Raw genomic sequence first — 25097 nt, forward strand, 5'->3', positions numbered from 1 at the left:
GCGGCAACGCTACCCGCGCGCGCCTGCGCGCTGGTCGCGAGGCGGGGCACTGCCGTGCGCACCCGCAATTGCTCAGCACCGCCCGAGCATCGCCCGAGCGGGGGTCGGATGCGCCAAGACCGTTACCAGGACGTAACGCGGATCGGCCGAAAACGGTCCCTCCCTCGCCTACTGTTGTGCCAACGCACGCTCAAGCGCGCACCTCCAGAGGAATTAGGAGCACAATGCAGTCCTTCCTTCGCACCACCGGGCACCCCCGTCGTGCCGCGGCGCTCGGCGCCGCGACCGCCGGCGTCCTGCTGCTCGCAGCCTGCGCCGGCGGCGGCACCACGCCGGCGCCGTCCGGATCCGCAGGGCCCGACGAGGGCGGCGAGGTCGACACCTCGTTCGTCGTCGGCACGATCCTGCCGCAGACCGGCAACCTCGCGTTCCTCGGCCCGCCCGAGTTCGCGGGCGTCGACCTGGCGGCGGCCGACCTCGAGGCCGCTGGCTTCGAGTTCGAGGTCGACGTGCAGCACCGCGACTCCGGCGACACCACGACCGACATCGCCACCGCCTCGGCGGGCGAGCTCGTCTCGGCCGGTGCCGACGTCGTCATCGGCGCCGCGTCGTCGGGCGTGTCCTTCACGTTCATCGACCAGCTGATCGACGCGCAGGTCGTGCAGATCTCGCCGGCCAACACGTCGCCCGACTTCTCCGACTACGAGGACGACGGGTTCTACTGGCGCACCGCGCCCTCCGACGTGCTGCAGGGCCGCGTGCTCGGCAACCTCATGACGGGCGACGGCGCCGCGAGCGTCGGGTTCATCACGATCAACGACCCGTACGGCACGGGCCTGCAGGAGAACGCGGCGATGGCGGTCGAGGCCGCCGGCGGCACGGTCACCGGCAACGTGCTCTACAACCCGGGCGACACGAACTTCACGTCGCAGGTGTCGGAGCTCATGCAGGGCGACCCCGACGCGATCGCGATCATCGCGTTCGCCGAGACGGCGCAGATCGTGCCCGAGCTCGCGACGCAGGGCTTCCCGTCCTCCGGCATGTACTTCGTCGACGGCAACCTGTCGAACGACTACAACTTCCCGGAGGGCACGCTCGAGGGCGCCAAGGGCACGCTGCCCGGCAACCCCGCCGACGAGGGCTTCAAGGACCGCCTGCTGGAGCAGGACCCCGAGCTGGGCGACTTCTCCTACGGCCCCGAGTCGTACGACGCCGTGATCCTGGCAGCCCTCGCGGCCGCGCAGGGCGGCAGCGCCGACCCGATCACGATCCGCGACAACATGCAGGCGGTCTCCACCGAGGGCACGAAGTGCACCGACGTGGCCGAGTGCCTGGAGCTGATCGAGGCCGGCGAGGACATCGACTACGACGGCCCCTCGGGTCCGATCGAGTTCGACGAGAACGGCGACCCGACGGAGGCCTTCATCGGCATCTACCAGTACGGCGCCGACAACAAGTACACCTTCCTGAACGCCGAGGAGGGCTCGCTCAACGAGTGACCCGCCCCTGCGACGAGAGGGCCCCGCTCCGGCGGGGCCCTCTTCGCGTCCCCCCGCCGGTCGAGCCGTGCAGCGCCCGCAGGGCGCCGCACGAGTCGAGACCACCACGCAACGAGGAAGGGCCCCGCTCTCGCGAGCAGGGCCCTTCCTCATGCCGTCCCGGCGCCTCAGACGCCCGGGTCGACCGTCGGCTGCGACGTCGTGCGCGCCTTCTCCTCGACGTCGGTCGCGAGCGTGCCGAGGTAGAGCTGGATCACCTTCGGGTCGTTCAGCATCTCGCGGCCGGTGCCCGTGTAGGCGTCCTTGCCCTGGTCGAGCACGTACGCGCGGTGCGCGATCTGCAGGCAGCGTCGCGCGTTCTGCTCGACCATGACGATCGTCACGCCGTGGCTGTTGATCTCGGCGACGCGCAGGAAGGTCTCGTCCTGGCGCACGGGGCTGAGGCCCGCGCTCGGCTCGTCGAGCAGCAGCACCGCCGGGTCCATCATGAGCGCGCGGCCCATCGCGACCATCTGCCGCTCGCCGCCCGAGAGGCTGCCGGCGCGCTGCTTGCGACGCTTCACGAGCTCGGGGAAGAGGCCGCCGACGAACTCGAAGCGCTCCTTGAACATGCGCGGCTGCTGGAACAGGCCCATCTCGAGGTTCTCCTCGATGGTGAGCGACGGGAAGACGTTGTTGTTCTGCGGCACCATGCCGACGCCCTTGCCGACCAGCCGGTCGGCCTTGAGGCCGGTGATGTCGTCGCCGTTCAGCAGCACGCTGCCCTCGCGGATGTTCACCTGGCCGAACACCGCCTTCAGCAGCGTCGACTTGCCGGCGCCGTTCGGGCCGATGATGCCGATCAGGTCGCCCTGGTTGGCGACGATCGAGCAGCCGTTGAGGATGTTGACGCCCGGCAGGTAGCCGGCCACCAGCTCCTTGGTCTCGAGCACGGGGGTCGCGGTCATCGCCTGCCCTCCTCCTGGTCGGCGTCCGTCGTGGACGCGGCCGACGCATCCGTCGTCGGCGCGGATGCGTCGTCGGCGTCGACGTCCGCGTCGGCGTCGTGGTGGATCTGCGCCACCTGCTGGTTCGTGAGCGTGCCGAGGTCGGTGTCGTGGTGGGCGCCCAGGTAGGCGTCGACCACGGCCTGGTTCTGCATGATCGTCTCGGGCGGGCCCTCGGCGACGACCCGGCCCTCGGCCATCACGATCACCCAGTCCGAGATGTGGCGCACCATGTGCATGTCGTGCTCGACGAAGAGCACCGTCATGCCGTCGTCCTTGAGGCCCTTCACGTGGTCGAGCAGCGACTGGGTGAGCGCGGGGTTCACGCCGGCCATCGGCTCGTCGAGCATGACGAGCGTCGGCTCGCTCATGAGCGCGCGCGCCATCTCGAGCAGCTTGCGCTGGCCGCCCGAGAGCGACGCCGCGTAGTCCTCGCGCTTCGCGTCGAGCTTGAAGCGGGCGAGCAGCTTGTCGGCCCGCTCGGTGTTGGCCTGCTCCTGCGCCTTCCACAGCGGCTTCACGAGCGCCGCGAACATCCCCTCGCCGCGCTGGTCGCGCGCACCGAGCAGCATGTTCTGCAGCACCGTCAGGCGGCCGAGCGACTTCGTCAGCTGGAAGGTGCGCACCATGCCGCGCCGTGCCACCTTGTGGCTCGGCACGTGGGCGAGCGACTGCCCCTCGAACGACCAGGTGCCCTTGTTGGGGCGGTCGAAGCCGGTGAGCAGGTTGAAGAAGGTCGTCTTGCCGGCGCCGTTCGGGCCGATGAGCGCGGTGATCATGCCGCGCGGGATCTCGACGTGCTCGACGTCGACGGCCGTGAGGCCGCCGAACTGCCGCACGACGCCGTCGGCGACGACGATCGCGTCGACCTTCTTGCAGCCGGGGGCCACCTCGCCCTCGACGAGCGGATGCGTGCGGGGAGGTGTGGTCGTGTCAGACATGGAACGACAGCTCCTTCTTGTTGCCGAGGATGCCCTGTGGTCGGAAGACCACCAGCAGCATCAGTGCGACGCCGATGAGCACGAAGCGGATCTGGCCGGCCTGCGAGCCGGACATGTCGCCGAAGAGGCCCATGCCGTGGAGCACGTTGATGACGCCGCCGGTGAACGACAGCAGCACCCAGAAGAGGATCGAGCCGAGCAGCGGCCCGAACACCGTGGCCGCGCCGCCGAGCAGCAGCGCCGTCCAGATGTAGAAGGTCATCGTGGTCGCGAAGTTGTCGGGCTGCACCGCGCGGGGCAGCACGAACATCACGCCGGCGATCGCGCCGATCGTGCCGCCGAGCACGAGCGCCTGCATCTTGTAGCTGTAGACGTTCTTGCCGAGCGAGCGCACCGCATCCTCGTCCTCGCGGATGCCCTTGATGACGCGGCCCCACGGGCTGCGCATGAGCAGCCACACGAGCACGAGCGCGACGATCACGAGCGACCAGGCGATGATGCGCACCCAGGTGTCGTAGGCGGTCGCCGTCCACGGGCCGAAGCCGTAGGTCGTGCCGGTCAGGGGGTTCATGGCGTCGAAGTCGCCCTTGTAGTCCTGACCGCGCAGGCCCTGCGAGCCGCCGGTGACGGCGGTGAGGTCCTGCGTGCGCACGGTGAAGCGGATGATCTCGGCGGCCGCGATCGTGACGATCGCGAGGTAGTCGCCGCGCAGCCGCAGCGTCGGGATGCCGAGGATGAGCGCGAACACCACCGCCGCCACGATCGCGACGATCACCGCGGTGAGGAACGACAGCCACGCGGGCCAGCCGAGCGTCGCGGTCGGGTCGGCCATCATCGTGAAGATCGCGAACGCGTACGCGCCGATCGCCATGAAGCCGGCCTGGCCGAAGTTCAGCAGGCCCGAGTAGCCGAAGTGGATGTTCAGGCCGATGGTCGCGAGCGCGAAGGCGGCCGTGGTGGGGGAGAGGATCTCGCCCGCAGCGGTGTTGAGGATGCTGAGGAAGTCCATGTCAGCCGATCCTTTCCCGTCGACCCAGGATGCCCTGCGGTCGGAAGAGCAGCACGAGGATGAGCACCAGCAGCGCGATCGCGTAGCGCAGGTCGGGTGCGATGAACAGCGTCGAGATCTCGGTGACGAGGCCGATGATCACCGCGCCGACGAGCGCGCCGAAGGCGCTGCCGAGGCCGCCGAGGGTGACGCCGGCGAAGAGCAGCAGCAGGATCGTGAAGCCCACGTCCCACTTGATGTTCGCGCCGATGAAGTAGGTGTAGAGGATGCCCGCGCCGCCGGTGAGGAGGCCCGCGAGCACCCAGACGATGCGGATGACCCGGTCGACGTCGATGCCGGATGCGGCGGCGAGGCTCGCGTTGTCGCTCACCGCGCGCGTGGCCTTGCCGATGCGCGTGCGGGTGAGGAAGAGGCCGACGGCGATGAGCACGACGATCGCGATGACGGTGCTGACGACGTTCGACGTCGTCATGAGCACGGGGCCGATCTGCAGGACCGGGCCGCGGTCGACCGAGAGGCCGTACGTGCCGCCGCCGATGAGGAACTGGTAGAAGTACCGCAGCGCGATGGAGAGGCCGATCGTCACGATCAGCACCTGCACGAGCCCCACGCGGCGGCGCCGCAGCGGCTTGAAGATGCCCCAGTCGTGCAGCCAGCCGAAGGCCGCGGAGGCGGCGAGCGTGAAGACGATCGCGATCCAGGCCGGCCAGTTCACGAGCGTCGTCGTGACGTAGAAGACGATGCCGCCGAAGGTCAGCAGCTCGCCGTGCGCGAAGTTGTTGACGCCGGTGGTGCCGAAGATGAGCGTGATGCCGATCGCGGCGAGGGCCAGCAGCAGGCCGAAGTTGAGGCCCGAGATGATGCGCGAGAGCAGCTGCGAGCCGAAGTCGTTCGAGGAGGTGCCCGTGGAGGTCTCGCCGCCCGGCGAACCCTCGCCGCCGGTCGCGGGCTCTCCGCCCGTGCCGCCCTCGCCGCCCGTGCCCGTGTTGCCGCCGGTGCCGGTGTTGCCGCCGGTGCCGCCGGAGCCGCCCGAGGACTCGCCGAACGGGAACAGCACGCCCACCGAGCTCGAGCCGCCGATCTCGAACTCGCGGCTCTCGAACGACGGATCGCGGAGCGTCAGCCCCTCGGGCAGCGTCGACGTGTCGATCGAGACGGTGTAGGTGCCGCGCTCGGGCACGCCGACCGACCACCGGCCGTCCGCGCCCGTCTCGGCCGTCTCATCCACCCCGTTGCCGGTGACGGTGATCGCGACGCCCTCGACCGGCTCCTGGCCGTCCCGGATGATGCCGTTGAAGCTGAACGGGCTGGGCTGCTCGGTCGCGGGGAGGGGAGCGGCGGCGACCGCGGTCGCGCCTCCTGCCACCATCCCCATGACGGCCAGGGCAACGGCGATCGCTCGCCGCAGCCCGCTCCGTCGCGGTCTGCTGGACGTCTTCACATGTCCTCCATGCTGTGGGGCGGGCGGGGCCGCAGGAATGCGGTTCGCAGGATGCCCGTTACATCGGTGGTGACACAGTAGCGGCCGCCTGGACCGCCGATCGTCCAATTGCAGAGCCCTGCGCCGTTCTTCACCGGGATGCCGCTGGACCGTAACCGAATCGATACGATGGAGGCGATGGAGATGCGCAACCCGTTCGGGCCGATCGGCCTCACCTACGACGACGTCATGCTGCTGCCGGGCCGCACGGATGTGATCCCGAGCGAGGCCGACACCGGCACGCGGCTCTCCCGCCGCATCCGCCTCGCCATCCCGCTCGTGTCGAGCGCGATGGACACCGTGACCGAGGACCGCATGGCCATCGCGATGGCCCGCCAGGGCGGCATCGGCATCGTGCACCGCAACCTCTCGATCGCCGACCAGGCCGGGATGGTCGACCGCGTGAAGCGGTCGGAGTCGGGCATGATCACCGACCCCGTCACGACGCACGCCGACGCGACGATCGAGGAGGTCGACCGCATCTGCGGCGAGTTCAAGGTCTCGGGCCTGCCGGTCGTCGACGAGACGGGCGTGCTCGTCGGCATCGTCACGAACCGCGACATGCGCTTCGTGCCCCGCGACGAGTTCGCGACGACGCTCGTGCGCGACGTGATGACCCCGTCGCCGCTCAAGACCGCGAAGGTCGGCATCTCCCGCGAGGACGCCTTCGAGATCTTCCACCAGACGAAGCTCGAGAAGCTGCCGCTCATCGACGAGGACGGGCGCCTCGGCGGCCTCATCACGGTGAAGGACTTCGACAAGGTCGAGCAGTACCCCAACGCGACGAAGGACGCCCACGGGCGGCTCCGCGTCGGCGCCGCGATCGGCTTCTTCGGCGACGCGTTCGAGCGGGCCGAGGCGCTCGCGGAGGCCGGCGTCGACGTGATCGTCGTCGACACCGCCAACGGCGAGAGCCAGGGCGTGCTCGACATGGTCGCGCGGCTGAAGGGCGACCCGCGCTTCGCCGAGATCGACATCATCGGCGGCAACGTCGCGACCTACGAGGGCGCCGCGGCGCTCATCGAGGCGGGCGTCGATGCCGTGAAGGTCGGCGTCGGACCGGGCTCGATCTGCACCACCCGCGTCGTCTCGGGCGTCGGCGTGCCGCAGGTCTCGGCCATCTACGACGCCGCGCGCGCCGCGCACGACGCGGGCACGGGCATCCCGATCATCGCCGACGGCGGGCTGCAGTACTCGGGCGACATCGCGAAGGCGCTCGTCGCCGGCGGCTCGTCGGTCATGCTCGGCTCGCTGCTCGCCGGCACCAACGAGAGCCCGGGCGACCTGGTGCTCGTGAACGGCAAGCAGTTCAAGACGTACCGCGGCATGGGCTCGCTCGGCGCGATGCAGACGCGCGGCAAGAAGACGTCGTACTCGCGCGACCGCTACTTCCAGGCCGACGTGCCGAGCGACGAGCAGCTGATCGCCGAGGGCATCGAGGGCCAGGTGCCGTACCGCGGCCCGCTCGGCTCGGTCGCGTACCAGCTCGTCGGCGGCCTGCGGCAGTCGATGTTCTACACGGGCGCGCGCACGATCGAGGAGCTGCAGCAGAAGGGCCGCTTCGTGCAGATCACCGCCGCGGGGCTCAAGGAGTCGCACCCCCACGACATCCAGATGGTGGTCGAGGCGCCGAACTACCGCCGCTAGCCGCGCGCGTCGCGCTGCCGCCTCGGCGAGTGGGGCGCTCGCGCCCGAGCGGGGCCGGCGCGCCCGCCCCAGCGGGGCGCAGCCGCCCCAGTCGGCGGCGCCGGCGCGGCGCGGGGGCTCACCAGCCGGGCAGCAGGGCGCTGCGCACGGGCTCACCAGCCGGGTAGCAGGGCGCTGCGCACGGGCAGGTGCGCCTGCGCGAGCATCGCGCGCAGCAGCTCGGGGCGCTGCGCCGCGTCCCACATCCAGTGCAGCGTGTCGATGTGCTCGCGCAGCGCGTCGTCGCGGCGCTTCTCGGCGATCACCGCGTCGACCGGCTGCACGCCGTCCGCCTCCGCGATCACGCCGTACTTCCACGCGCCGTCGAACTCGCCGCCCAGCGGCCGCATGCCGGGCCGCTCCCAGAGGAAGTCGGGGTAGCGGGCGCCGAGCCGCGTCGCGACCTCGACCTGCAGCTGCGGTGCCGGCGCGCCGATGCGGTGGATCGCCACGCGGCTCCAGGACTCGCCCACCGACTGCGAGCGCGGGTCGGCGAACGCGAGCACCCAGGATGCGCGTCGCCGGCCCCGCGGGCCCTGGCGGCCGAGGGCATCCGTCACCTCCTCCCTGGTGGCCACCTCGAGCCGGAGCGCCTCGTCGAGCGCGCTCACCGCGTCCACCTGCCGTCCGACCCGCGCGAGGTGCGCGAGCGCGTATGCGGTGGTGCAGCGCGCGATGCCGTCCTCGACGATGACGTCGTCGTCGGCGATGGCGACGCGTGCGCTGACCACGCCGTGGCGGCGACCCGAGGCACTGGGGTCGCCGATCGTGAACACCTCGCGCGGCCGCCCGTGCGGCAGCCCGGCGAGGGCGAGCGCCGACTCGCGGGCGAAGACCGCGCCGGGACGCGTGAGGGCGACGGCGCGCACCGCGACCGCGTGCCGGCCGTGCTCGGGGAGCGCCGCGTACGCCGCCCGGTCGACGTAGGCGCCGCGCCGGATGCGCCGCAGGTCGGGAGCGCGCCGGAGGCGCATCGGCTCCCCGGCGTCGGCGGCGAGGATGTCGAGGTCCATGCGCGCACCGTGCCGCATCCGTCCGCGCGCGTCGCCGGCTGAGCGCCGCGCTGTGCACAACCGCCGTCTCGCGCCATCGCTGCCCGCGAGCTCGCCACGCTCGCCGAGTGGGGCGGCTGCGCCTGAGCGGGGCCGGCGCGCCCGCCCCGCTCGGGCGCACCTGCCCCACTCGCTGCCGCAGGGGCGCGGCGAGAGGCGCATGGCGGATGGGCGCGGGCACGTCTGCGAACTCGGGGTTGTGCGGCGCGAAAACGCGATATATCGTGTGTCGCAGCAGACGCGATATATCGCGAGTGAGCGGGAGGAGCTCAGCATGGAGCAGCAGTGGGAGAGCGGCGACACGAGGCCGCGCAGCGCATCGGGCGCGGGCGCCTCGGGCGCCGATGCGATCACCGAGCGGTGGACGATCGCCGAGGGCCAGAGCCGCGTGATCGACCTCGACGCGGTGCAGTCGCTGCGCGTCGGCGTGGTCGGCGGCAGCGTCGACATCGTCGGGCACGACGAGCCGACGGCGCGCGTCGAGGTGCACCGGGTCGAGGGGCGCGACCTCACCGTCACGCTCGAGCAGGGGCGGCTCTCGATCGCGCACCCGCGCGTGAGCTGGGACGACGTGTGGGAGTCGGTGAAGGCCCTCGTGGGCGTGCGCGCCCGGGTCGAGCTGAGCATCCTCGTGCCCCGGCAGGTGGCGCTGTCGCTCGGCCAGGTGAGCGCATCCGCCCTCGTCTCGGGCCTCAGCGGCCAGGCGACCCTCAGCACCGTGTCGGGCCCGCTGCAGGTCGAGTCGCACCGCGGCGACCTCGACCTCAACACCGTCTCCGGCGACGTCGAGGTCTCGGGCGGCGCGGGCTCCCTCTCGGTGCACGCGGTCTCGGCCGACGTCACCGCGAGCGGCGCCCTCACCGACATCGGCGTCGACACCGTCAGCGGCGAGGTGCTGCTCGACGTGCATGGCTCGCCCCGCAGCATCTCGGCCAACACCGTCTCGGCCGACGTGACGCTGCGGCTCGACGCCGGCCAGGGCGTGCGCGCCACCACGCGCACCGTCTCGGGCCGCGGCAGCGTCGTCGGCCGCTCGCTGCCGAAGCGCGGCGGCAGCGAGACGATCGACGGCGCGAGCGCCTTCGGCTTCTCGGCCAACACCGTCTCGGGCGACATCACCGTCGTGCGGAGGGACGCATGACGCCCGTCTTCGGCCACGGGGCGCTCCGCCTCTACCTGCTGAGCCTGCTCGCCGAGGCGCCGCGCCACGGCTACGAGCTCATGCAGGCGCTCGAGCAGCGCTTCGGCGGCACGTACTCGCCGAGCGCGGGCACCATCTACCCGCGGCTCGCGAAGCTCGAGGAGGAGGGGCTGCTGACGAAGACCGCCGACGGCCGCAAGACCACCTACGAGATCACCGACGCGGGCCGCGCCGAGCTCGCCGCCCGGCAGGGCGAGCTGCGCGACCTCGAGGGCGAGATCACCGACTCGGTGCGGCGGATGGCCTCCGACTTGCGGGCGGGCGTCAAGAGCGCCATGCAGGCGCTGCGGGCCGACCTCGCCGCGGCCGAGCGCGAAGCGCGCAGCGCGCCGAGCGCGCCCTCGTGGTCGAGCGCGCCGCGGCCTCCCGAGCCCGCCCGGCCCGACGCATCCGCGCCCCCCGAGCGGCCGGTGCAGAACCCGTGGAGCGCACCGCGGCCGGAGCCGGAGGAGCGGGCGGATGCGCCGTCGGCGCCCGGGCGGGCGGCCGCGCGCATCGCGATCCACGACGTCGACCTCGCGCTCAACGACTTCCGGCAGCAGGTGCGCGACGCGGTGCGCGCCGACCGCGGCGAGCGCATGTCGGCCGCGGCCGCGACCCGGGTGCGCGACGAGCTGGAGGCGGCGCTGCTGCGCATCAAGAGCGTGCTCTGACCATCGGGCGGCGCTGGGGGCGCTCCCGGGCGCCTCTGGGTCGGCTCCGGGGCGGCCCGGGATAGGCTGGGGAGCGTGACGGAGATCGAGATCGGCCGCAGCAAGCGCGCCCGGATGGGCTACGGCTTCGACGACATCAGCATCGTGCCGTCGCGGCGCACGCGCGACAGCGACCTCGTGTCGCTGCAGTGGCAGATCGACGCCTTCAAGTTCGACATCCCGGTGCTCGGCGCCCCCACCGACTCGGTGATGAGCCCGGCCACCGCGATCGCGCTCGGCAGGGCCGGCGGGCTCGGCGTGCTCAACCTCGAGGGCGTCTGGACCCGCTACGACGACCCCGAGCCGCTGCTCGCCGAGATCGCCGGGCTCCCCGCCGACCTCGCGACGAACCGCATGCGCGAGATCTACGCCGAGCCCATCAAGCCCGAGCTCATCCGCGACCGCCTCGCGCAGATCCGCGACGCCGGCGTGGTCGTCTCCGGCAGCCTGAGCCCGCAGGCGGTGCAGGAGCACTACGAGACCGTGCTCGCCGCGGGCGTCGAGCTCATGGTCATCCGCGGCGCGACGGTGAGCGCCGAGCACGTCTCGGCCGAGTCGGGCGCGCCCCTCAACCTCAAGCGCTTCATCTACGAGCTCGACGTGCCGGTCGTGGTCGGCGGCGTCGTGACCTACACGGCGGCGCTGCACCTCATGCGCACCGGCGCCGCGGGCGTGCTCGTCGGCTTCGGCGGCGGCGCCGCCTCGACGAGCGAGAAGGTGCTCGGCGTCGCCGCGCCCATGGCGACCGCGGTGAGCGACGTCGCCGCCGCGCGCCGCGACTACCTCGACGAGTCGGGCGGCCGCTACGTGCACGTCATCGCCGACGGCTCGCTCGGCACGTCGGGCCAGATCGTGAAGTCGCTCGCGTGCGGCGCCGACGCCGTCATGCTCGGCACCGCGCTCGCGCGGGCGACGGATGCGCCGGGCCGGGGCTGGCACTGGGGCCCTGAGGCGCACAACCAGAAGCTGCCTCGCGGCAACCGCGTGCAGGTCGACCAGGTCGGCCAGCTCGACGTCGTGCTGAACGGCCCGTCGCCGTCGGCCGACGGCACCGCCAACATCATGGGCGCCCTGCGCAAGGCCATGTCGACGACCGGCTACAAGGACCTCAAGGAGTTCCAGCGGATCGACGTGGTCGTGGAGGCCAACCCGCCGCGCTAGATCCGCCCGGCACTCGGGCGAGCAACCAAGGAGGAGCCATGTCGGAGACCACCAACAGCGTCAGTCGGTCGAGGAAGCTCGGCCCGGAGGAGCGCGCCGCCGCGATCGCCACCATGCGCGACCGCGAGGTCGACGTGCTCGTGATCGGCGGCGGCATCGTCGGCACGGGCGCCGCGCTCGACGCGGTCACCCGCGGCCTGCGCGTGGGCCTGATCGAGGCGCGCGACTTCGCGTCGGGCACGTCGAGCCGCTCGTCGAAGCTCATCCACGGCGGCATCCGCTACCTCGAGCAGCTGAACTTCGGCCTCGTGCGCGAGGCGCTCATCGAGCGGGGCCTGCTGCTGCAGCGCATCGCGCCGCACCTCGCGAAGCCGGTGCGGTTCCTGTACCCGCTCGAGAAGCCGCTCATCGAGCGCGCCTACATCGGCGCCGGCATGGCGCTGTACGACATCTTCAGCTACACGGGCTTCATGAAGCCGGGCGTGCCCATCCACCGGCACCTCACGAAGAAGCAGGTGCTCAAGCAGATCCCGTCGCTCGACCCCGACGCCTTCGTCGGCGGGCTCACGTACTACGACGCCCAGGTCGACGACGCCCGCTACGTCGCCGAGCTCGCGCGCACCGCATCCTTCTACGGCGCCCACGTCGCGAGCCGCGTGCGGGCGGAGGGGTTCCTGAAGGTCGGCGAGCGGGTCGTCGGCGTGCAGGCGCACGACTACGAGACCGGCGAGCAGTTCGAGATCCGCGCGAAGCAGGTCGTGAACGCGACCGGCGTCTGGACGGGCGAGACGCAGGCGATGGTCGGCGAGCGCGGCGAGTTCAAGGTGCGCGCCTCGAAGGGCGTGCACCTCGTGGTGCCGCGCGACCGCTTCCACTCCGAGATGGGGCTGCTGCTGCGCACCGAGAAGAGCGTGCTCTTCGTCATCCCGTGGGGCCGCCACTGGATCCTCGGCACGACCGACACCGACTGGAACCTCGACAAGGCGCACCCGGCGGCGACCGCGGCCGACATCGACTACATCCTCGACAACGTCAACAAGGTGCTGGCGACGAAGCTCACCCGCGCCGACGTCGAGGGCGTCTACGCGGGGCTGCGGCCGCTGCTCGCGGCGGGCGACGGCTCGTCGACCGCCAACCTGTCGCGCGAGCACCACGTCTCGCACACGGTGCCGGGCCTCGTGCTCGTCGCCGGCGGCAAGTGGACCACCTACCGCGTGATGGCGAAGGATGCGATCGACGAGGCCGTGAGCGCCATCGACGGCAAGGTGCCCGAGTCGTGCACCGAGCAGATCCCGCTGCTCGGCGCGACCGGCTACCGCGCCGCCTGGAACAAGCGCGCGAAGATCGCGCGCGCGTTCGGCCTGCACAAGGCGCGCGTCGAGCACCTGCTCAACCGCTACGGCGTGCTCACCGACGAGCTGCTCGACATGATCAAGCAGGAGCCGCAGCTCGCCGAGCCGCTGCCGGGGGCCGACGACTACATCGGCGCCGAGGTGCGCTACGCCTGCACCCACGAGGGCGCGCTGCACCTCGACGACGTGCTCGCCCGCCGCACCCGCATCTCGATCGAGTCGTGGGACCGCGGCGTCGCGGCGGCGCCCGTCGCCGCGCGCATCATGGCGGAGGTGCTGGGCTGGGACGAGGCGCGCATCGAGAAGGAGATCAACACCTACAACAAGCGCGTGGCGGCCGAGCTCGCGAGCCAGCAGCTGCCGGACGACGAGTCGGCCGACCGCGCGCGCACCGAGGCGCCCGAGATCATCCCGCTGAGCGCCCTGCCGACGGCCGACACCGTGGGCACGCGGAAGGAGCCGGCGGCCTGATCCGCCGGTAGGATGGGGGTGCCTATGAGCGCCCCCATCCCCACCTTCCGGCAGGTCGCCGCGCGGCCGCGCTGGATCGCCGCGCTGCTGGGCTGCCTCGCGGTCGCGGCCGTCTTCGCGCTGCTCGGCCAGTGGCAGATCGAGCGGGCCGTCGAGCAGGGCCAGGCCGACGAGCGCGACACCGAGACCGCGGTGCCGCTCACGAGCGTGGCCGAGCCGAACGCATCCCTCACCACCGAGGCGGGCGGCCGCATGGTGTCGTTCTCGGGCGCGTGGGCGCCGGGCGACTTCGACACCCTCGCCGGGCGCACGCAGCACGACGCGCAGGGCACCTGGGTGATCGGCCGCGTGCTCGCCGAGCAGCCCTCGGGGGAGCCCGTCTCGCTGCCGGTCGCGGTCGCGTGGTTCGCCGAGCCGGCGGCGGCCGAGGCGCACGCCGCCGCGCTCGCGGCGGGAGCGGCGGATGCGCCGGCCGAGCTGGTCGGGCGGCTGATGCCGACCGAGGCGCCCACGATGGGCGACATCCAGGGCGACACCCGCGAGGCGATGAGCGTCGCGGCGCTCATCAACGAGTGGGAGGGCTGGGACGGCCGCGTCTACGGCACGTACGCGATCCTCGACGAGCCGTCGGCAGCCGCATCCGGGGCCCTCGACGCGGGCGGCGAGCCGATCGTGTCGATGCGGCCCGTCGTCGACACCCAGCTGAACGCGCTCAACATCTTCTACGCGGTCGAGTGGATCGCCTTCATGCTCTTCGCCTTCTACCTCTGGTACCGGCTCGTCAAGGACGCCCTCGAGCGCGAGGTCGAGGCGATCGAGGACGCGGAGGCAGACGCTGCCGCCGCCGGCGGCGCACCCGCGCGCGGATAGGCTGGACACCGTGCCGCGCCCCATCGACCAGCTCCCGCAGATCCGCTCCGCGGTCACCCTCTACCGCGTGATGTCGTGGGTGACGGGCGTCTTCCTGCTGCTGCTCGTGGCCGAGATGGTGCTGAAGTACGCGCCGAGCCACGTCGAGGTCTTCTCGGGCGGCTCCGGCGGCCCGCTGTCGCTGCAGCCGGTCGTGCCCGGCGACGGGTGCCAGTGGTACTCGCTGTTCGTGCCCGGCGGCATGGGATGCGAGATCGTCTCGCTCGGCGACGGCTTCAACATCTCGCTCGCGATCCTCATCGTGCACGGCTGGATCTACGTCGTCTACCTGCTCGCGTCGTTCCGCCTCTGGAGCCTGCTGCGCTGGCCCTTCGCGCGCCTGCTCGCCATGGCCGCCGGCGGCGTCGTGCCGTTCCTGTCGTTCTTCGTCGAGCGCCGCATGCACCGCATCGCGCTCGCCGACGTCGCTCGCCTGGAGGCCGAGAGGGCCGCCCGGGACAGCGCATCCGCCACCGCCTCCGCCCACCGGGAGTCCTGATGTCCGACACCGCCCAGCGCCCCGTGCTCGTCGTCGACTTCGGCGCGCAGTACGCGCAGCTCATCGCGCGCCGCGTGCGCGAGGCCGACGTCTACAGCGAGATCGTGCCCTCGACGATCACCGCCGAGGAGGTGCGCGCCAAGGATCCGGCGGCGATCGTGCTCTCGGGCGGCCCGTCGAGCGTCTACGAGCCGGGCGCGCCCCGCCTCGACGAGGGCATCCTCGAGCTCGGGGTGCCGACGTTCGGCATCTGCTACGGCTTCCAGGTGATGGCGGCGCAGCTCGGCGGCACGGTCGCCCGCACCGGCAACCGCGAGTACGGCTCGACGGCCGTCACCGTCGACGCGCCCGGCACGCTGCTCAACGGCCAGCCCGAGGCGCAGACGGTGTGGATGAGCCACGGCGACTCGGTCTCCGAGGCGCCGGAGGGCTTCACGGTGCTCGCGACGACCGCCGACACCCCGGTCGCCGCGTTCGAGCACCGCGAGCGGAGGATGGCCGGCGTGCAGTGGCACCCCGAGGTCAAGCACTCCGAGCACGGGCAGCGCGTGCTGTCGTCGTTCCTGCACGAGATCGCCGGGCTCCCGGGCGACTGGGACTCGGGGAACATCATCGAGGAGCAGGTCGCGCGGATCCGCGAGCAGGTCGGCTCCGACAAGGTCCTGTGCGCCCTCTCGGGCGGCGTCGACTCGGCCGTGGCCGCCGCGCTCGTGCACGAGGCGATCGGCGACCAGCTCGTCTGCGTCTTCGTCGACCACGGCCTGCTGCGGCAGGACGAGCGCCGCCAGGTCGAGGAGGACTACGTCGCCTCGACGGGCGTCAGGCTCGTGACGGTGGATGCGCGGGAGCGGTTCATGCAGGCCCTCAAGGGCGTGACGGACCCGGAGGAGAAGCGCAAGATCATCGGGCGCGAGTTCATCCGCGTCTTCGAGCAGGCCGAGCGCGACCTCGCCGCGGAGGCGGCCGCCGACGGCGAGCCGATCCGCTGGCTCGTGCAGGGCACGCTCTACCCCGACGTCGTCGAGTCGGGCGGCGGCACGGGCGCGGCCAACATCAAGAGCCACCACAACGTCGGCGGCCTGCCCGACGACCTGCAGTTCCAGCTCATCGAGCCGCTGCGCGCGCTGTTCAAGGACGAGGTGCGCGCGATCGGCCGCGAGCTGGGCCTTCCCGAGGCGATCGTCGGCCGGCAGCCGTTCCCCGGCCCCGGCCTCGGCATCCGCATCATCGGCGAGGTCACCGAGGAGCGCCTCGACACGCTGCGACGGGCGGATGCGATCGCGCGCGCCGAGCTGTCGGCCGCCGGCCTCGACGGCGAGATCTGGCAGTGCCCCGTGGTGCTGCTCGCCGACGTGCGCTCGGTGGGCGTGCAGGGCGACGGCCGCACCTACGGCCACCCCGTCGTGCTGCGCCCCGTCTCGAGCGAGGACGCGATGACCGCCGACTGGACGCGGCTGCCCTACGACGTGCTCGCGCGCATCTCGAACCGCATCACGAACGAGGTGCCCGAGGTCAACCGGGTCGTGCTCGACGTCACGTCGAAGCCGCCGGGCACCATCGAGTGGGAGTAGCGCCGACAGGAGCATGATGGGCGCATGACCCGGGACACGGCGCGCACGCGCGCGGCTCGCGCCACGGCGCTCTGGACGCTCGTGATCGGCTTCGTCGCCAGCGTGCTCGTCGGGCTGTCGCCGGCCAGCTACCTGCAGGCGCGACTGCGCTTCGGCTGCGCGTTCGTCGGCGAGGACTGGGTCTGCGACGACCAGGCGGCGCTCCTGTGGCCGGCGATCGGGATCGTCGCGCTCGGCGCGCTCGCGCTCGGCTGGGCGGCGCTCATCGTGCGCGCCACCTGGGATGCGCCGCGCGAGCGCGCGGGCCAGCTGGCGGCGATCGGCATCATCGCGGTCGCGCCCACGATCGTGCTCTTCGCGCTGCTGCTCGTCGACGCGCTCGTGCACGACGCGGGCGGCGTCAGCTACGAGGCGTCGCGCGTCGCCATGTGGGCCGAGCGCGCCATGGTCCCCGCGCTCAGCGCCGCCCTCGCGGGCGCGCTCGCGTTCGTGGGCCTGCGCGTGCGGGCGGTCGGCGCGTTCCCGCGCCTCGCGACGCTGCAGCTCGCCGGCGCCATGCTGCTGCTGCTCGGCGCTGCGGCGATGTCGTCGCTCGGCACCCTGCCTTCGGGCATCGTCGCGGCGTCGGCCATCGCCGCGGGGTGGACGGTGGCAGCGGCCACCGGACCCGACCGCCGGGCCCGCCGGAGCGCATCCGCCACCGATGTCGATCCGAGCCGTTCCCGTTCGACGCAGTGAGTGAGAGGGTCGGACGACGGCCCCCGGATCACAGGAGGAACCATGCAGTACATGCTCATCATGCGCGCGGACGACGACGCCGTCGCCACGTATCGCGAGATCCCCTTCGAGCAGGTCATCGAGGCGATGGGGAAGTACAACGAGTCGATGATGGAGGCGGGCGTGCTCATCGCCGGCGAGGGCCTGTCGGATGCCTCGGAGGGCTTTGTCGTCGACTTCTCGGCCGACCCGCCGCTCGTCACCGACGGCCCGTACGGGGAGACGAAGGAGCTGTTCAACGGCTTCTGGATCCTCGAGGTGTCGTCGAAGGAGGAGGCCGCGGAGTGGGCGAGCCGCTGCCCGCTCGGCCCCGGCGCGAAGCTCGAGGTGCGTCGTGTGACCGGCCCCGAGGACTTCCCGGCCGACAACGAGTGGGTGCAGAAGGAGGAGGGCTGGCGCGAGGAGCAGGCGGCCCGCAAGGCCGCGGACGCGCCCGGCGGCGTCGCGGGCTGAGCGGCCGGCGAGGAGCGGCTCATGCAGTTCATGCTCATCATGCGCGACGAGGACGCCGCGGCCGTCGAGCGCCGCGACGCGCCCTTCGAGGCGATGCTCGAGCGGATGGGCCGGTACAACCGGGCCATGGCCGACGCGGGCGTGCTCGTCAGCGCGCAGGGCCTCGCGAGCCCCGGCACCGGCATCGTCGTCGACTTCTCCGCCGACCCGCCGCTCGTCACCGACGGCCCCTATGGCGAGACGAAGGAGCTCTGCAACGGCTTCTGGGTGATCGACGTGCCCTCGCGCGACGCGGCGGTCGAGTGGGCGAGCCGGGCACCGCTCGGGACCGGCTCGAAGCTCGAGCTGCGGCGGGTGCACGGCGAGGAGGACCTGCGCCGGTGAGGGAGCCGGTGATGGAGCCGGCGACCGGCGACGACCGGGCGCGGCGGGCCGACGACTCGGCCCGCCGCGCCGTCGTCGCCGTCTGGCGCATCGAGTCGGCGCGCATCGTCGCGACGCTCACGCGCTTCACGGGCGACTTCGCGCTCGCCGAGGATCTCGCGCAGGAGGCGCTCGCGGATGCGCTCGTGCAGTGGCCGGCGCAGGGCGCGCCCCGGAACGGCGCGGCCTGGCTCACCGCGGTCGCGAAGCGCAAGGCGATCGACCACTGGCGCCGGCGCGAGCGCTACGACGAGCGCCTCGCCGCGATCGCCCACGACCTCGAGCGCGCCGAGCACGAGGCGGCGGATGCGGTGCCCTGGGATCCGGACGCGATCGACGACGACGTGCTGCGGCTCGTGCTCACCGCGTGCCACCCGGTGCTGAGCCCGCAGGCGCGCGTCGCCCTCACCCTGCGCGTCGTCGCGGGCCTCGAGACCGCCGAGATCGCGCGCGCCTTCCTCGTGCCCGTGGCGACGATCCAGCAGCGGATCGTGCGCGCGAAGCAGGCGCTCGCCGAGGCGCGCGTGCCGTTCGAGACGCCGGCCCGCGCCGAGCGGGCGCAGCGGCTGGGGGCGGTGCTCGGCGTCGTCTACCTCATCTTCACCGAGGGGCACGCCGCGACCGCCGGCGACGAGTGGATGCGGCCAGACCTCGCCCGCGAGGCAGTGCGGCTCGCGCGCGTCCTCGCCGCGCTGCAGCCGGAGGAGCCCGAGGTGCACGCGCTGCTGGCGCTGCTCGAGCTCACCGCCGCCCGCTTCCCGGCACGCGTGGGCGCCGACGGCGAGCCCGTGCTGCTCGCCGACCAGGACCGGCGCCGCTGGGATCGCGCGGCGATCCGCCGCGGGCGTGCGGCGCTGCGCCGGGCGGAGGGGTTCGGCCGCGGCCTCGGCCCGTACGGGCTGCAGGCGGCCATCGCCGAGCGCCACGCCGTCGCATCCGACGTCGCCTCGACCGACTGGGCGCGCATCGTCGCCGCCTACGACGGGCTGCTGCAGCTGTCGCCGTCGCCGGTCGTGGCCCTCAACCGGGCCGTCGCCGTGTCGATGGCGGACGGGCCGGCGGCGGCGCTCGCGATCGTCGACGCGCTCGCGGGGGAGCGGGCGCTCAGGGCCGGCCACCTGCTGCCGTCGGTGCGCGGCGAGCTGCTCGCGCGCCTCGGGCGCGACGCGGAGGCACGGGAGGCGTTCGCGCTCGCGGCGGAGCGGGCGCAGAACGCCCGCGAGCGCGCCGTGCTGCTCGCGCGGGCGGCCGCGGGGCGCTGAGCCCGGGCCGTCCGCCGAGGGCCGCCCGCGCCAGCCCGCCCGCGGCGACCGGGGCGGCGGCGACTACCCTGGGAGCGTGACGATCGGAACCCAGCCCGCCCTGACCGAGGAGCGCATCCAGCAGCTCCGCGGCGACTTCCCGATCCTCGCCGAGCAGCCCGCGGGCGTGCCGCTCGTCTACCTCGACTCCGGCGCGACGAGCCAGCAGCCGCGGCAGGTGCTCGAGGCCGAGTGGGCCTTCCGCACCCGGCACAACGCGGCCGTGCACCGCGGCGCGCACACCCTCGCGTCGCTCGCGACCGACGACTACGAGTCGGCCCGCGACCGCGTCGCGCGCTTCGTCGGCGCCCGCCCGACCGAGATCTCCTGGGCGATGAACGCCACCGACGCGCTCAACACGGTCGCGCTGTCGCTCGCCGAGGCCAACCGGGCCGGCGACGTCGACCCGGCGCTGCGCATCCGCGAGGGCGACGAGATCCTCGTCACCGAGGCCGAGCACCACGCCAACCTGCTGCCCTGGCAGCGGCTCGCCGACGAGACCGGCGCGCGGCTGCGCTGGGTGGAGGTCGACGACGACGGCGTGTGGACGGCGGATGCGGCGCTCGCGCTCATCACGGAGCGCACGCGGGTCGTCGCGGTCGCGCACGTCTCGAACGTGACGGGCCTCATCGCGCCGGTCGAGCCGATCGTCGCCGCCGCGCACGCGGTCGGCGCGCTGGTCGTGCTCGACGCGTGCCAGTCGGTGCCGCACCGCCGGGTCGAGCTCGGCGCCCTCGGCGTCGACGCCGCCGCGTTCAGCGGCCACAAGATGCTCGGCCCCGGCGGCATCGGCGTGCTCTACCTCGCCGAGCGCCTCGGCGCCGCGCTGCCGCCGGCGCGCGTGGGCGGCTCGATGATCACGACCGTCACGATGACCGAGCGCGAGTTCCTGCCCGCGCCGCAGCGCTTCGAGGCCGGCACGCAGCCGGTGTCGGCGATCGTGGGCCTCGCCGCCGCGGTCGACTACCTCGAGGGCGTCGGCATGGCGGCGATCGAGGCGCACGAGGTCGCGCTCGGCGAACGGCTCGCGGCCGGTGCCGTCGCGATCGAGGGCGTGCGGCTCGTGGGGCCGCCGCCCGGCGTCGAGCGCGCGGGGCTCGCGAGCGTCGTCGTCGACGGCGTGCACGCGCACGACGTCGGCCAGGTGCTCGACGCCGCGGGCATCGCGGCGCGCGTCGGCCACCACTGCGCCCAGCCCCTGCACCGCCGCCTCGGCGTCGCGGCGACGACCCGCGCATCCACCTACCTCCACACCACGGAGGCCGAGGTCGACCGGTTCCTCGACGTGCTCTCGACCGTGCGCGGCTACTTCGGGGCGGGGCGAGCATGAGCGATCCGCTGGCGGGGCTCTACCAGGAGCTCATCCTCGAGCACGCGAAGCGGCGCGAGGGGGAGGGTGCGCTCGAGCCGTTCGATGGCGAGCGCTTCCTGCGCAACCCCACGTGCGGCGACGAGATCCGGCTGCGCGTGCGGCTCGACGGCGACGCGATCGGCGCGCTCGGCTGGGAGGGGCAGGGCTGCTCGATCTCGCAGGCGTCGGCGTCGGTGCTCGCCGAGCTCGCGCCCGGCCTCACGATCGCCGACGTGCGCTCGCGCATCGAGGCGCTGCGCGAGCTGCTGCGCTCGCGCGGCGCGGTCGAGCCCGACGAGGCGGTGCTCGGCGACGCGGTCGCGTTCGCCGGGGTCGCGAGGTTCCCGATGCGGGTGAAGTGCGCGATGCTCGCGTGGGTCGCGCTCGAGGAGGCGCTCACCGAGCTCGGGCGCTGACGCCGAAGCCTCCTGCGCGCGAGCGGCATGCATGCTGTGGTTCGCTGTCTGATAGCACCATAGGAGGTCTGCCATGTCCCGCACCATGACGATCGGCGAGCGCGTGGGGCGCGTCGCCGGCACCTGGTTCCCGCTCATCGTCCTCGCCGCCGGCGCGATCGCGATCCTCGTCCCGCAGGTCTTCCTGCCGATCGGGCCGTGGATCAACACGCTGCTCGGCATCATCATGCTCGGCATGGGCCTCACGCTGCAGCCGGTCGACTTCGCCGTCATCGCCAAGAAGCCCAAGGCCTTCGCCGTCGGCGTCGTGGCGCAGTACGTCGTCATGCCGCTCGCCGCGATCGCGCTCGCGCTCGCCTTCCAGCTGCCGCCCGAGCTGCTCGTCGGCGTCGTCCTCGTCGGCTCGGCGCCCGGCGGCACCGCCTCCAACGTGATGGTCTACCTCGCCAAGGGCGACACCGCGCTCTCGGTGGCGATGACGACCGCCTCCACGCTGCTCGCGCCGGTGCTCACGCCGCTGCTCGTGCTGTGGCTCGCTGGCTCCTACCTGCCGGTCGACGCGTGGGGCCTGTTCCAGTCGATCATCATGATCGTGCTGCTGCCGGTGATCGCCGGCCTCGTGCTCCGGATGCTGCTGCCGAAGGTCGTGCGGGCCATCCTGCCGTGGCTGCCGCTCGTGTCGGTCGTCGGCATCACCCTCGTCGTGCTCGCGGTCGTCGCCGGCTCCGCCGCGACGATCCTCTCGGTCGGCCTGCTCGTCGCGCTCGTCGTCATCCTCCACAACGGCATCGGCTACGGCCTGGGCTTCCTCGCCGCGAAGGCCGTGGGCCTCGACGAGAGCGCCCGCCGCGCCGTCGCGATCGAGGTCGGCATGCAGAACTCGGGCCTCGCCGCAGGCCTCGCCCGCACCCACTTCACGCCCGAGTCGGCGCTGCCGGCGGCCATCTTCTCCGTCTGGCACAATGTGTCGGGCTCGCTGCTGGCCTCGTACTGGTCGCGGCGCCCGCCGAAGGGCGCGGCCTCGACGGCGCCCGCGCTCGACGACCAGCCGGTCGCCAGCTGAGGCATCCGCTCCGCGTCCCGCACGCTCCCGCCCCGCCCCGTCGCCCCGCTGTGGGCGGCGGGGCGTAGCGTTGCCCCATCGACTCCGAGGAGGCTGCGATGGCGCTGCGCTGGTATTCGAACGTGATCGAGACGACCGATGTCGTGCGGCTGGCCCGTTGGTGGGCCGACGCGCTCGACTGGGACGTCATCTACGAGACCGACGACGAGTCGGTGGTGATCCCGAAGCGGGCGCAGGAGCTCGGCGAGCGGCTGACGTTCCACCAGTTCCCGCCCGGGCTCGTCTTCGTGCGCGTCGACCACGAGAAGGCGACGAAGAACCGCATCCACGTGGATCTCGCGCCGCACACGAGCGACGACCGCGACGCCGAGATCGCCCGGCTCGAGGGGCTCGGCGCACGTCGCATCGATGTCGGCCAGGGGCCAGACGTGTCGTGGACGGTGCTCGCCGACATCGATGGGAACGAGTTCTGCGTGCTGTCGTCGCGGGAGCAGTGAGGGCATGAGGAAGGGCCCCCGGGGTGTGCCGGGGGCCCTTGCCTGTGGAGCGGGAGATCTCGTGACGCGTGCGGCCTGCGGCCGCGCGCTCCTCGATCTAGCGTCCTCCGCGCTGAACTTCGCTGCGCGAAGTTGAGCGCTCCGGACGCTAGTTGTTTCCGCGGAGGATCGCGATGATGCGCAGGATCTCGACGTAGAGCCAGATGATCGTCATCGTCAGGCCGAACGCCGCCGACCAGCCGTACTTCTTGTGCACGCCGCGCTTCACGCCCAGCTCGATGCCCTCGAAGTCCATGACGAGCGAGTACGCGCCGAGCAGCACCGCGAGGCCGCCGAGCAGCACGCCCCACGGGATGCCGAAGATCGGGCTCGGCGCCGAGCGCATGCCGAAGGCGAGGTCGCCCGTGGCGCCGAAGAGCATCATGCCGAAGTTGACCAGCGAGAACAGGCCGTAGCCGATCAGCACGATGAAGAAGATCTTGTTCATGCGCGGCGACGTGCGCACGATGCGGAACGCGTAGAGCGCGAGCGTCGCGGCGATCACGCAAGCGGTGGCGAGCAGTGCCTGGAAGATGATGCCGTCGAGGCCCATGCCGAACTCGAGCAGGCCCGAGAAGCCGCCGAGGAACAGGCCCTGGGCGCCGGCGTAGGCGAGCACGAGCGCCGGGCTCGGCTCCTTCTTGAAGATGTTGACGAGCGCCAGCACGAAGCCGACGAGCGCGCCGCCGTAGGTGAGCACGTAGAAGGGCAGCGAGGTGCCCGTCATCAGCAGCATGCCGAGCGTCACGATGAAGCCGAGCGCGGTGACGCCGAGCGTGACCACGGTCTTCGTGATGACGCCCTCGTAGGTCAGCCGCTCGGTCTCGAGCGGCGACGCCGCCGGCCGGTTGAACTGCTGGTCGAGCTGGTCGGGCGAGGGCTGGCCGTAAGGGGCCTGGCCGTACTGCATCGGCTGCCCGTAGGGCTGCTGGCCGTACTGCTGCTGACCGAAGGGCTGCTGGCCGTACTGCTGCTGGCCGTAGGGCGCCTGCTGGCCACCGGGAGCAGCCTGCGCGGCGCGCTGGGTGTTCTCGGTGAACGCGGGCGAGTTGCGGAACGCCGGGTTGCCTGCCAAGGGAAGGTCTCCTGTTCGAGAAGGTCGAGCTGCCGCCGCATGGGCGGACACGTTCAGCGTAGCGACGGATGCCCAGATCTCCCTGTGGATCCGGGCATGTTCGCGCCAGGCGCAGGCCGTTCACCCGCACCGCGCCGATCGTTCACCCGCGCGCCCTAGCCTGGCGCCGTGCAGCCCACTCGACTCATCGCCCACCGGGGCGCGTCCGGCTGGGCGCCCGAGCACACCGAGACGGCCGTGCGGCTGGCCGCGCGGCTCGGCGCCGACGCGGTCGAGCCCGACCTCGTCGCCACCCGCGACGGCGTGCTCGTCGTGCGGCACGACAGCGAGCTCGGCTCCACCACCGACATCGCCGACCGGCCGGAGCTCGCCGACCGGCGCCGCACGCAGACGATCGACGGCGAGGAGGTCGCCGGCTGGTTCGTCGAGGACTGCACCTGGGCCGAGGTCGCCACGCTCCGCGCCCGGGAGCGCCTGCCGCGGCTGCGCCCGCTCGGCGCGCTGCGCGAGGGCCGCGAGGGCGTGCTCCGCTTCAGCGACCTGCTCGCGATCGCCGACGAGACGGGGCTCGACGTGGTGGCCGAGCTCAAGCACGCGAGCCACCACGCCGCGCTCGGGCTCCCGCTCGACGCGCTGCTGGCGGATGCGGTGGCCGGCACCCACTGGGCGGGCGACGGGCGGCTCACGGTCGAGTCGTTCGAGGAGGCCGTCCTGCACGAGGTGCGCGACCGCGGCGTCGAGGCGCGCCTCGTCTACCTGATGGGGGAGGGCGGCACCGCCGCCGACCTCGTCGGCCGCGACGGCGCATCCGCCCCCACGTACGCCGAGCAGCGCGGCGACGCGTCGCTCGCCGAGCTCGCCCGGCGCGTCGACGCGATCAGCGTCGACAAGGCGGTGCTCTTCGACCGGTCGGACGGCGCGCTGCGCGCGAGCGACCTCGTCGAGCGCGCCCGCGCCGTCGGCCTCGGCACCATCGCCTGGACGCTGCGGCCCGAGAACGCCTTCCTCGAGCCCGAGCACCGGCTCGGCGAGCACCCGGCCGCGTGGGGCGACTGGACGACCGAGTGGCGCATGCTCGCATCGCTCGGCCTCGAGGCGGTCTTCGCCGACCACCCCGACCTCTGGCGCCGCCTCGAGGCGTAGCCGGCGCATCCGACGACGCCGGCCCGGCCCGGCGCGTCACCGGCCCCTCG

24 protein-coding genes are annotated in these 25097 nt (G+C 72.8%); 18 read left to right on the forward strand and 6 right to left on the reverse strand.

What is annotated here, in order from left to right:
- The first annotated feature begins 224 nt into the window (after positions 1 to 224).
- Positions 225 to 1499 carry an ABC transporter substrate-binding protein gene (locus MU522_RS06945; protein ID WP_128190087.1) on the forward strand — a complete coding sequence of 425 codons (1275 nt, stop codon included), beginning with the start codon at positions 225 to 227 and terminating at the stop codon, positions 1497 to 1499.
- A 167-nt stretch (positions 1500 to 1666) separates the two neighbouring features.
- Here MU522_RS06945 and MU522_RS06950 read toward each other — a convergent pair whose 3' ends face one another.
- The 4 genes from MU522_RS06950 to MU522_RS06965 are packed head-to-tail and all read right to left on the reverse strand — an operon-like array spanning position 1667 to position 5810.
- Positions 1667 to 2446, reverse strand: coding sequence for an ABC transporter ATP-binding protein (locus tag MU522_RS06950; RefSeq protein ID WP_146355630.1), 780 nt, complete (start codon positions 2444 to 2446; stop codon positions 1667 to 1669).
- On the reverse strand, positions 2443 to 3426 hold the full coding sequence (locus MU522_RS06955; RefSeq protein WP_246990367.1) for an ABC transporter ATP-binding protein: 984 nt from the start codon (positions 3424 to 3426) through the stop codon (positions 2443 to 2445). The genes MU522_RS06950 and MU522_RS06955 overlap by 4 nt, the downstream gene beginning before the upstream one ends.
- Positions 3419 to 4435, reverse strand: coding sequence for a branched-chain amino acid ABC transporter permease (locus MU522_RS06960; protein ID WP_128190090.1), 1017 nt, complete (start codon positions 4433 to 4435; stop codon positions 3419 to 3421). The genes MU522_RS06955 and MU522_RS06960 overlap by 8 nt, the downstream gene beginning before the upstream one ends.
- Position 4436: 1 nt before the next feature.
- Complete coding sequence (locus MU522_RS06965) at positions 4437 to 5810, reverse strand: branched-chain amino acid ABC transporter permease (protein ID WP_128190091.1); 1374 nt, start codon at positions 5808 to 5810, stop codon at positions 4437 to 4439.
- A 243-nt stretch (positions 5811 to 6053) separates the two neighbouring features.
- Here MU522_RS06965 and guaB point away from each other — a divergent pair, with 243 nt between their 5' ends.
- A complete protein-coding gene (gene guaB, locus MU522_RS06970) occupies positions 6054 to 7562 on the forward strand; it encodes an IMP dehydrogenase (RefSeq protein ID WP_128190092.1) in 1509 nt (502 codons plus the stop codon).
- 152 nt (positions 7563 to 7714) lie between these two features.
- On the opposite strand, the gene MU522_RS06975 is transcribed toward guaB, so the two are convergent.
- A complete protein-coding gene (locus tag MU522_RS06975; protein ID WP_246990368.1) occupies positions 7715 to 8614 on the reverse strand; it encodes a hypothetical protein in 900 nt (299 codons plus the stop codon).
- Between the two features lie 313 nt (positions 8615 to 8927).
- On the opposite strand from MU522_RS06975, the gene MU522_RS06980 reads away from it, so the two are divergent.
- From MU522_RS06980 to MU522_RS07050, 15 genes are all read left to right on the forward strand, one after another.
- Positions 8928 to 9794: a DUF4097 family beta strand repeat-containing protein gene (locus tag MU522_RS06980; protein WP_246990369.1), complete on the forward strand. Its 867-nt coding sequence runs from the start codon at positions 8928 to 8930 to the stop codon at positions 9792 to 9794.
- On the forward strand, positions 9791 to 10507 hold the full coding sequence (locus MU522_RS06985; protein WP_246990370.1) for a PadR family transcriptional regulator: 717 nt from the start codon (positions 9791 to 9793) through the stop codon (positions 10505 to 10507). The genes MU522_RS06980 and MU522_RS06985 overlap by 4 nt, the downstream gene beginning before the upstream one ends.
- 75 nt (positions 10508 to 10582) lie before the next feature.
- Positions 10583 to 11707 (forward strand): GuaB3 family IMP dehydrogenase-related protein, encoded by a 1125-nt coding sequence (locus MU522_RS06990; protein ID WP_146355622.1) that lies wholly within the window; start codon positions 10583 to 10585, stop codon positions 11705 to 11707.
- Positions 11708 to 11745: 38 nt separating this feature from the next.
- A complete protein-coding gene (locus MU522_RS06995; protein WP_128190488.1) occupies positions 11746 to 13530 on the forward strand; it encodes a glycerol-3-phosphate dehydrogenase/oxidase in 1785 nt (594 codons plus the stop codon).
- Positions 13531 to 13554: 24 nt separating this feature from the next.
- Positions 13555 to 14400, forward strand: coding sequence for an SURF1 family cytochrome oxidase biogenesis protein (locus MU522_RS07000; RefSeq protein WP_246990371.1), 846 nt, complete (start codon positions 13555 to 13557; stop codon positions 14398 to 14400).
- Between the two features lie 10 nt (positions 14401 to 14410).
- Positions 14411 to 14938: a DUF3817 domain-containing protein gene (locus tag MU522_RS07005; RefSeq protein WP_240671420.1), complete on the forward strand. Its 528-nt coding sequence runs from the start codon at positions 14411 to 14413 to the stop codon at positions 14936 to 14938.
- Complete coding sequence (gene guaA / locus MU522_RS07010) at positions 14938 to 16509, forward strand: glutamine-hydrolyzing GMP synthase (protein ID WP_246990372.1); 1572 nt, start codon at positions 14938 to 14940, stop codon at positions 16507 to 16509. The genes MU522_RS07005 and guaA overlap by 1 nt, the downstream gene beginning before the upstream one ends.
- Before the next feature lie 24 nt (positions 16510 to 16533).
- A complete protein-coding gene (locus tag MU522_RS07015) occupies positions 16534 to 17247 on the forward strand; it encodes a hypothetical protein (RefSeq protein WP_246990373.1) in 714 nt (237 codons plus the stop codon).
- Positions 17248 to 17289: 42 nt separating this feature from the next.
- The gene (locus MU522_RS07020) at positions 17290 to 17739 is read left to right on the forward strand and encodes a YciI family protein (protein ID WP_128190492.1); all 450 of its coding nucleotides are present in this window, start codon (positions 17290 to 17292) and stop codon (positions 17737 to 17739) included.
- Between the two features lie 21 nt (positions 17740 to 17760).
- Positions 17761 to 18123 carry a YciI family protein gene (locus MU522_RS07025; protein ID WP_246990374.1) on the forward strand — a complete coding sequence of 121 codons (363 nt, stop codon included), beginning with the start codon at positions 17761 to 17763 and terminating at the stop codon, positions 18121 to 18123.
- Positions 18124 to 18134: 11 nt separating this feature from the next.
- Complete coding sequence (locus tag MU522_RS07030; RefSeq protein WP_246993479.1) at positions 18135 to 19424, forward strand: sigma-70 family RNA polymerase sigma factor; 1290 nt, start codon at positions 18135 to 18137, stop codon at positions 19422 to 19424.
- 76 nt (positions 19425 to 19500) lie between these two features.
- The gene (locus tag MU522_RS07035; protein WP_246990375.1) at positions 19501 to 20793 is read left to right on the forward strand and encodes a SufS family cysteine desulfurase; all 1293 of its coding nucleotides are present in this window, start codon (positions 19501 to 19503) and stop codon (positions 20791 to 20793) included.
- Positions 20790 to 21230 (forward strand): Fe-S cluster assembly sulfur transfer protein SufU, encoded by a 441-nt coding sequence (gene sufU, locus MU522_RS07040; protein ID WP_128190369.1) that lies wholly within the window; start codon positions 20790 to 20792, stop codon positions 21228 to 21230. The genes MU522_RS07035 and sufU overlap by 4 nt, the downstream gene beginning before the upstream one ends.
- 73 nt (positions 21231 to 21303) lie before the next feature.
- Positions 21304 to 22293, forward strand: a complete 990-nt coding sequence (locus MU522_RS07045; protein WP_246990376.1) for a bile acid:sodium symporter family protein — start codon at positions 21304 to 21306, stop codon at positions 22291 to 22293.
- Between the two features lie 98 nt (positions 22294 to 22391).
- On the forward strand, positions 22392 to 22790 hold the full coding sequence (locus tag MU522_RS07050) for a VOC family protein (protein ID WP_246990377.1): 399 nt from the start codon (positions 22392 to 22394) through the stop codon (positions 22788 to 22790).
- Positions 22791 to 22938: 148 nt separating this feature from the next.
- Here MU522_RS07050 and MU522_RS07055 read toward each other — a convergent pair whose 3' ends face one another.
- On the reverse strand, positions 22939 to 23904 hold the full coding sequence (locus MU522_RS07055; protein ID WP_192575845.1) for a Bax inhibitor-1/YccA family protein: 966 nt from the start codon (positions 23902 to 23904) through the stop codon (positions 22939 to 22941).
- A gap of 168 nt (positions 23905 to 24072) precedes the next feature.
- Between MU522_RS07055 and MU522_RS07060 the strand changes: the two genes are divergently transcribed.
- Complete coding sequence (locus tag MU522_RS07060) at positions 24073 to 25047, forward strand: glycerophosphodiester phosphodiesterase family protein (RefSeq protein ID WP_146355608.1); 975 nt, start codon at positions 24073 to 24075, stop codon at positions 25045 to 25047.
- Positions 25048 to 25097 lie beyond the last annotated feature (50 nt).

This window comes from Agrococcus sp. SCSIO52902 (genome assembly GCF_022983135.1).
In the GTDB taxonomy this organism is placed as follows: domain Bacteria; phylum Actinomycetota; class Actinomycetes; order Actinomycetales; family Microbacteriaceae; genus Agrococcus; species Agrococcus sediminis.

Excerpts from the sequence above, each read along its gene's own strand:
- MU522_RS06945 (WP_128190087.1), top strand. The coding sequence starts at position 225 with ATGCAGTCCTTCCTTCGCACCACCGGGCACCCCCGTCGTGCCGCGGCG.
- MU522_RS06950 (WP_146355630.1), bottom strand. The coding sequence starts at position 2,446 with ATGACCGCGACCCCCGTGCTCGAGACCAAGGAGCTGGTGGCCGGCTAC.
- MU522_RS06955 (WP_246990367.1), bottom strand. The coding sequence starts at position 3,426 with ATGTCTGACACGACCACACCTCCCCGCACGCATCCGCTCGTCGAGGGC.
- MU522_RS06960 (WP_128190090.1), bottom strand. The coding sequence starts at position 4,435 with ATGGACTTCCTCAGCATCCTCAACACCGCTGCGGGCGAGATCCTCTCC.
- MU522_RS06965 (WP_128190091.1), bottom strand. The coding sequence starts at position 5,810 with ATGGGGATGGTGGCAGGAGGCGCGACCGCGGTCGCCGCCGCTCCCCTC.
- guaB (WP_128190092.1), top strand. The coding sequence starts at position 6,054 with ATGGAGATGCGCAACCCGTTCGGGCCGATCGGCCTCACCTACGACGAC.
- MU522_RS06975 (WP_246990368.1), bottom strand. The coding sequence starts at position 8,614 with ATGGACCTCGACATCCTCGCCGCCGACGCCGGGGAGCCGATGCGCCTC.
- MU522_RS06980 (WP_246990369.1), top strand. The coding sequence starts at position 8,928 with ATGGAGCAGCAGTGGGAGAGCGGCGACACGAGGCCGCGCAGCGCATCG.
- MU522_RS06985 (WP_246990370.1), top strand. The coding sequence starts at position 9,791 with ATGACGCCCGTCTTCGGCCACGGGGCGCTCCGCCTCTACCTGCTGAGC.
- MU522_RS06995 (WP_128190488.1), top strand. The coding sequence starts at position 11,746 with ATGTCGGAGACCACCAACAGCGTCAGTCGGTCGAGGAAGCTCGGCCCG.
- MU522_RS07000 (WP_246990371.1), top strand. The coding sequence starts at position 13,555 with ATGAGCGCCCCCATCCCCACCTTCCGGCAGGTCGCCGCGCGGCCGCGC.
- guaA (WP_246990372.1), top strand. The coding sequence starts at position 14,938 with ATGTCCGACACCGCCCAGCGCCCCGTGCTCGTCGTCGACTTCGGCGCG.
- MU522_RS07015 (WP_246990373.1), top strand. The coding sequence starts at position 16,534 with ATGACCCGGGACACGGCGCGCACGCGCGCGGCTCGCGCCACGGCGCTC.
- MU522_RS07020 (WP_128190492.1), top strand. The coding sequence starts at position 17,290 with ATGCAGTACATGCTCATCATGCGCGCGGACGACGACGCCGTCGCCACG.
- MU522_RS07025 (WP_246990374.1), top strand. The coding sequence starts at position 17,761 with ATGCAGTTCATGCTCATCATGCGCGACGAGGACGCCGCGGCCGTCGAG.
- MU522_RS07030 (WP_246993479.1), top strand. The coding sequence starts at position 18,135 with ATGGAGCCGGCGACCGGCGACGACCGGGCGCGGCGGGCCGACGACTCG.
- sufU (WP_128190369.1), top strand. The coding sequence starts at position 20,790 with ATGAGCGATCCGCTGGCGGGGCTCTACCAGGAGCTCATCCTCGAGCAC.
- MU522_RS07045 (WP_246990376.1), top strand. The coding sequence starts at position 21,304 with ATGTCCCGCACCATGACGATCGGCGAGCGCGTGGGGCGCGTCGCCGGC.
- MU522_RS07050 (WP_246990377.1), top strand. The coding sequence starts at position 22,392 with ATGGCGCTGCGCTGGTATTCGAACGTGATCGAGACGACCGATGTCGTG.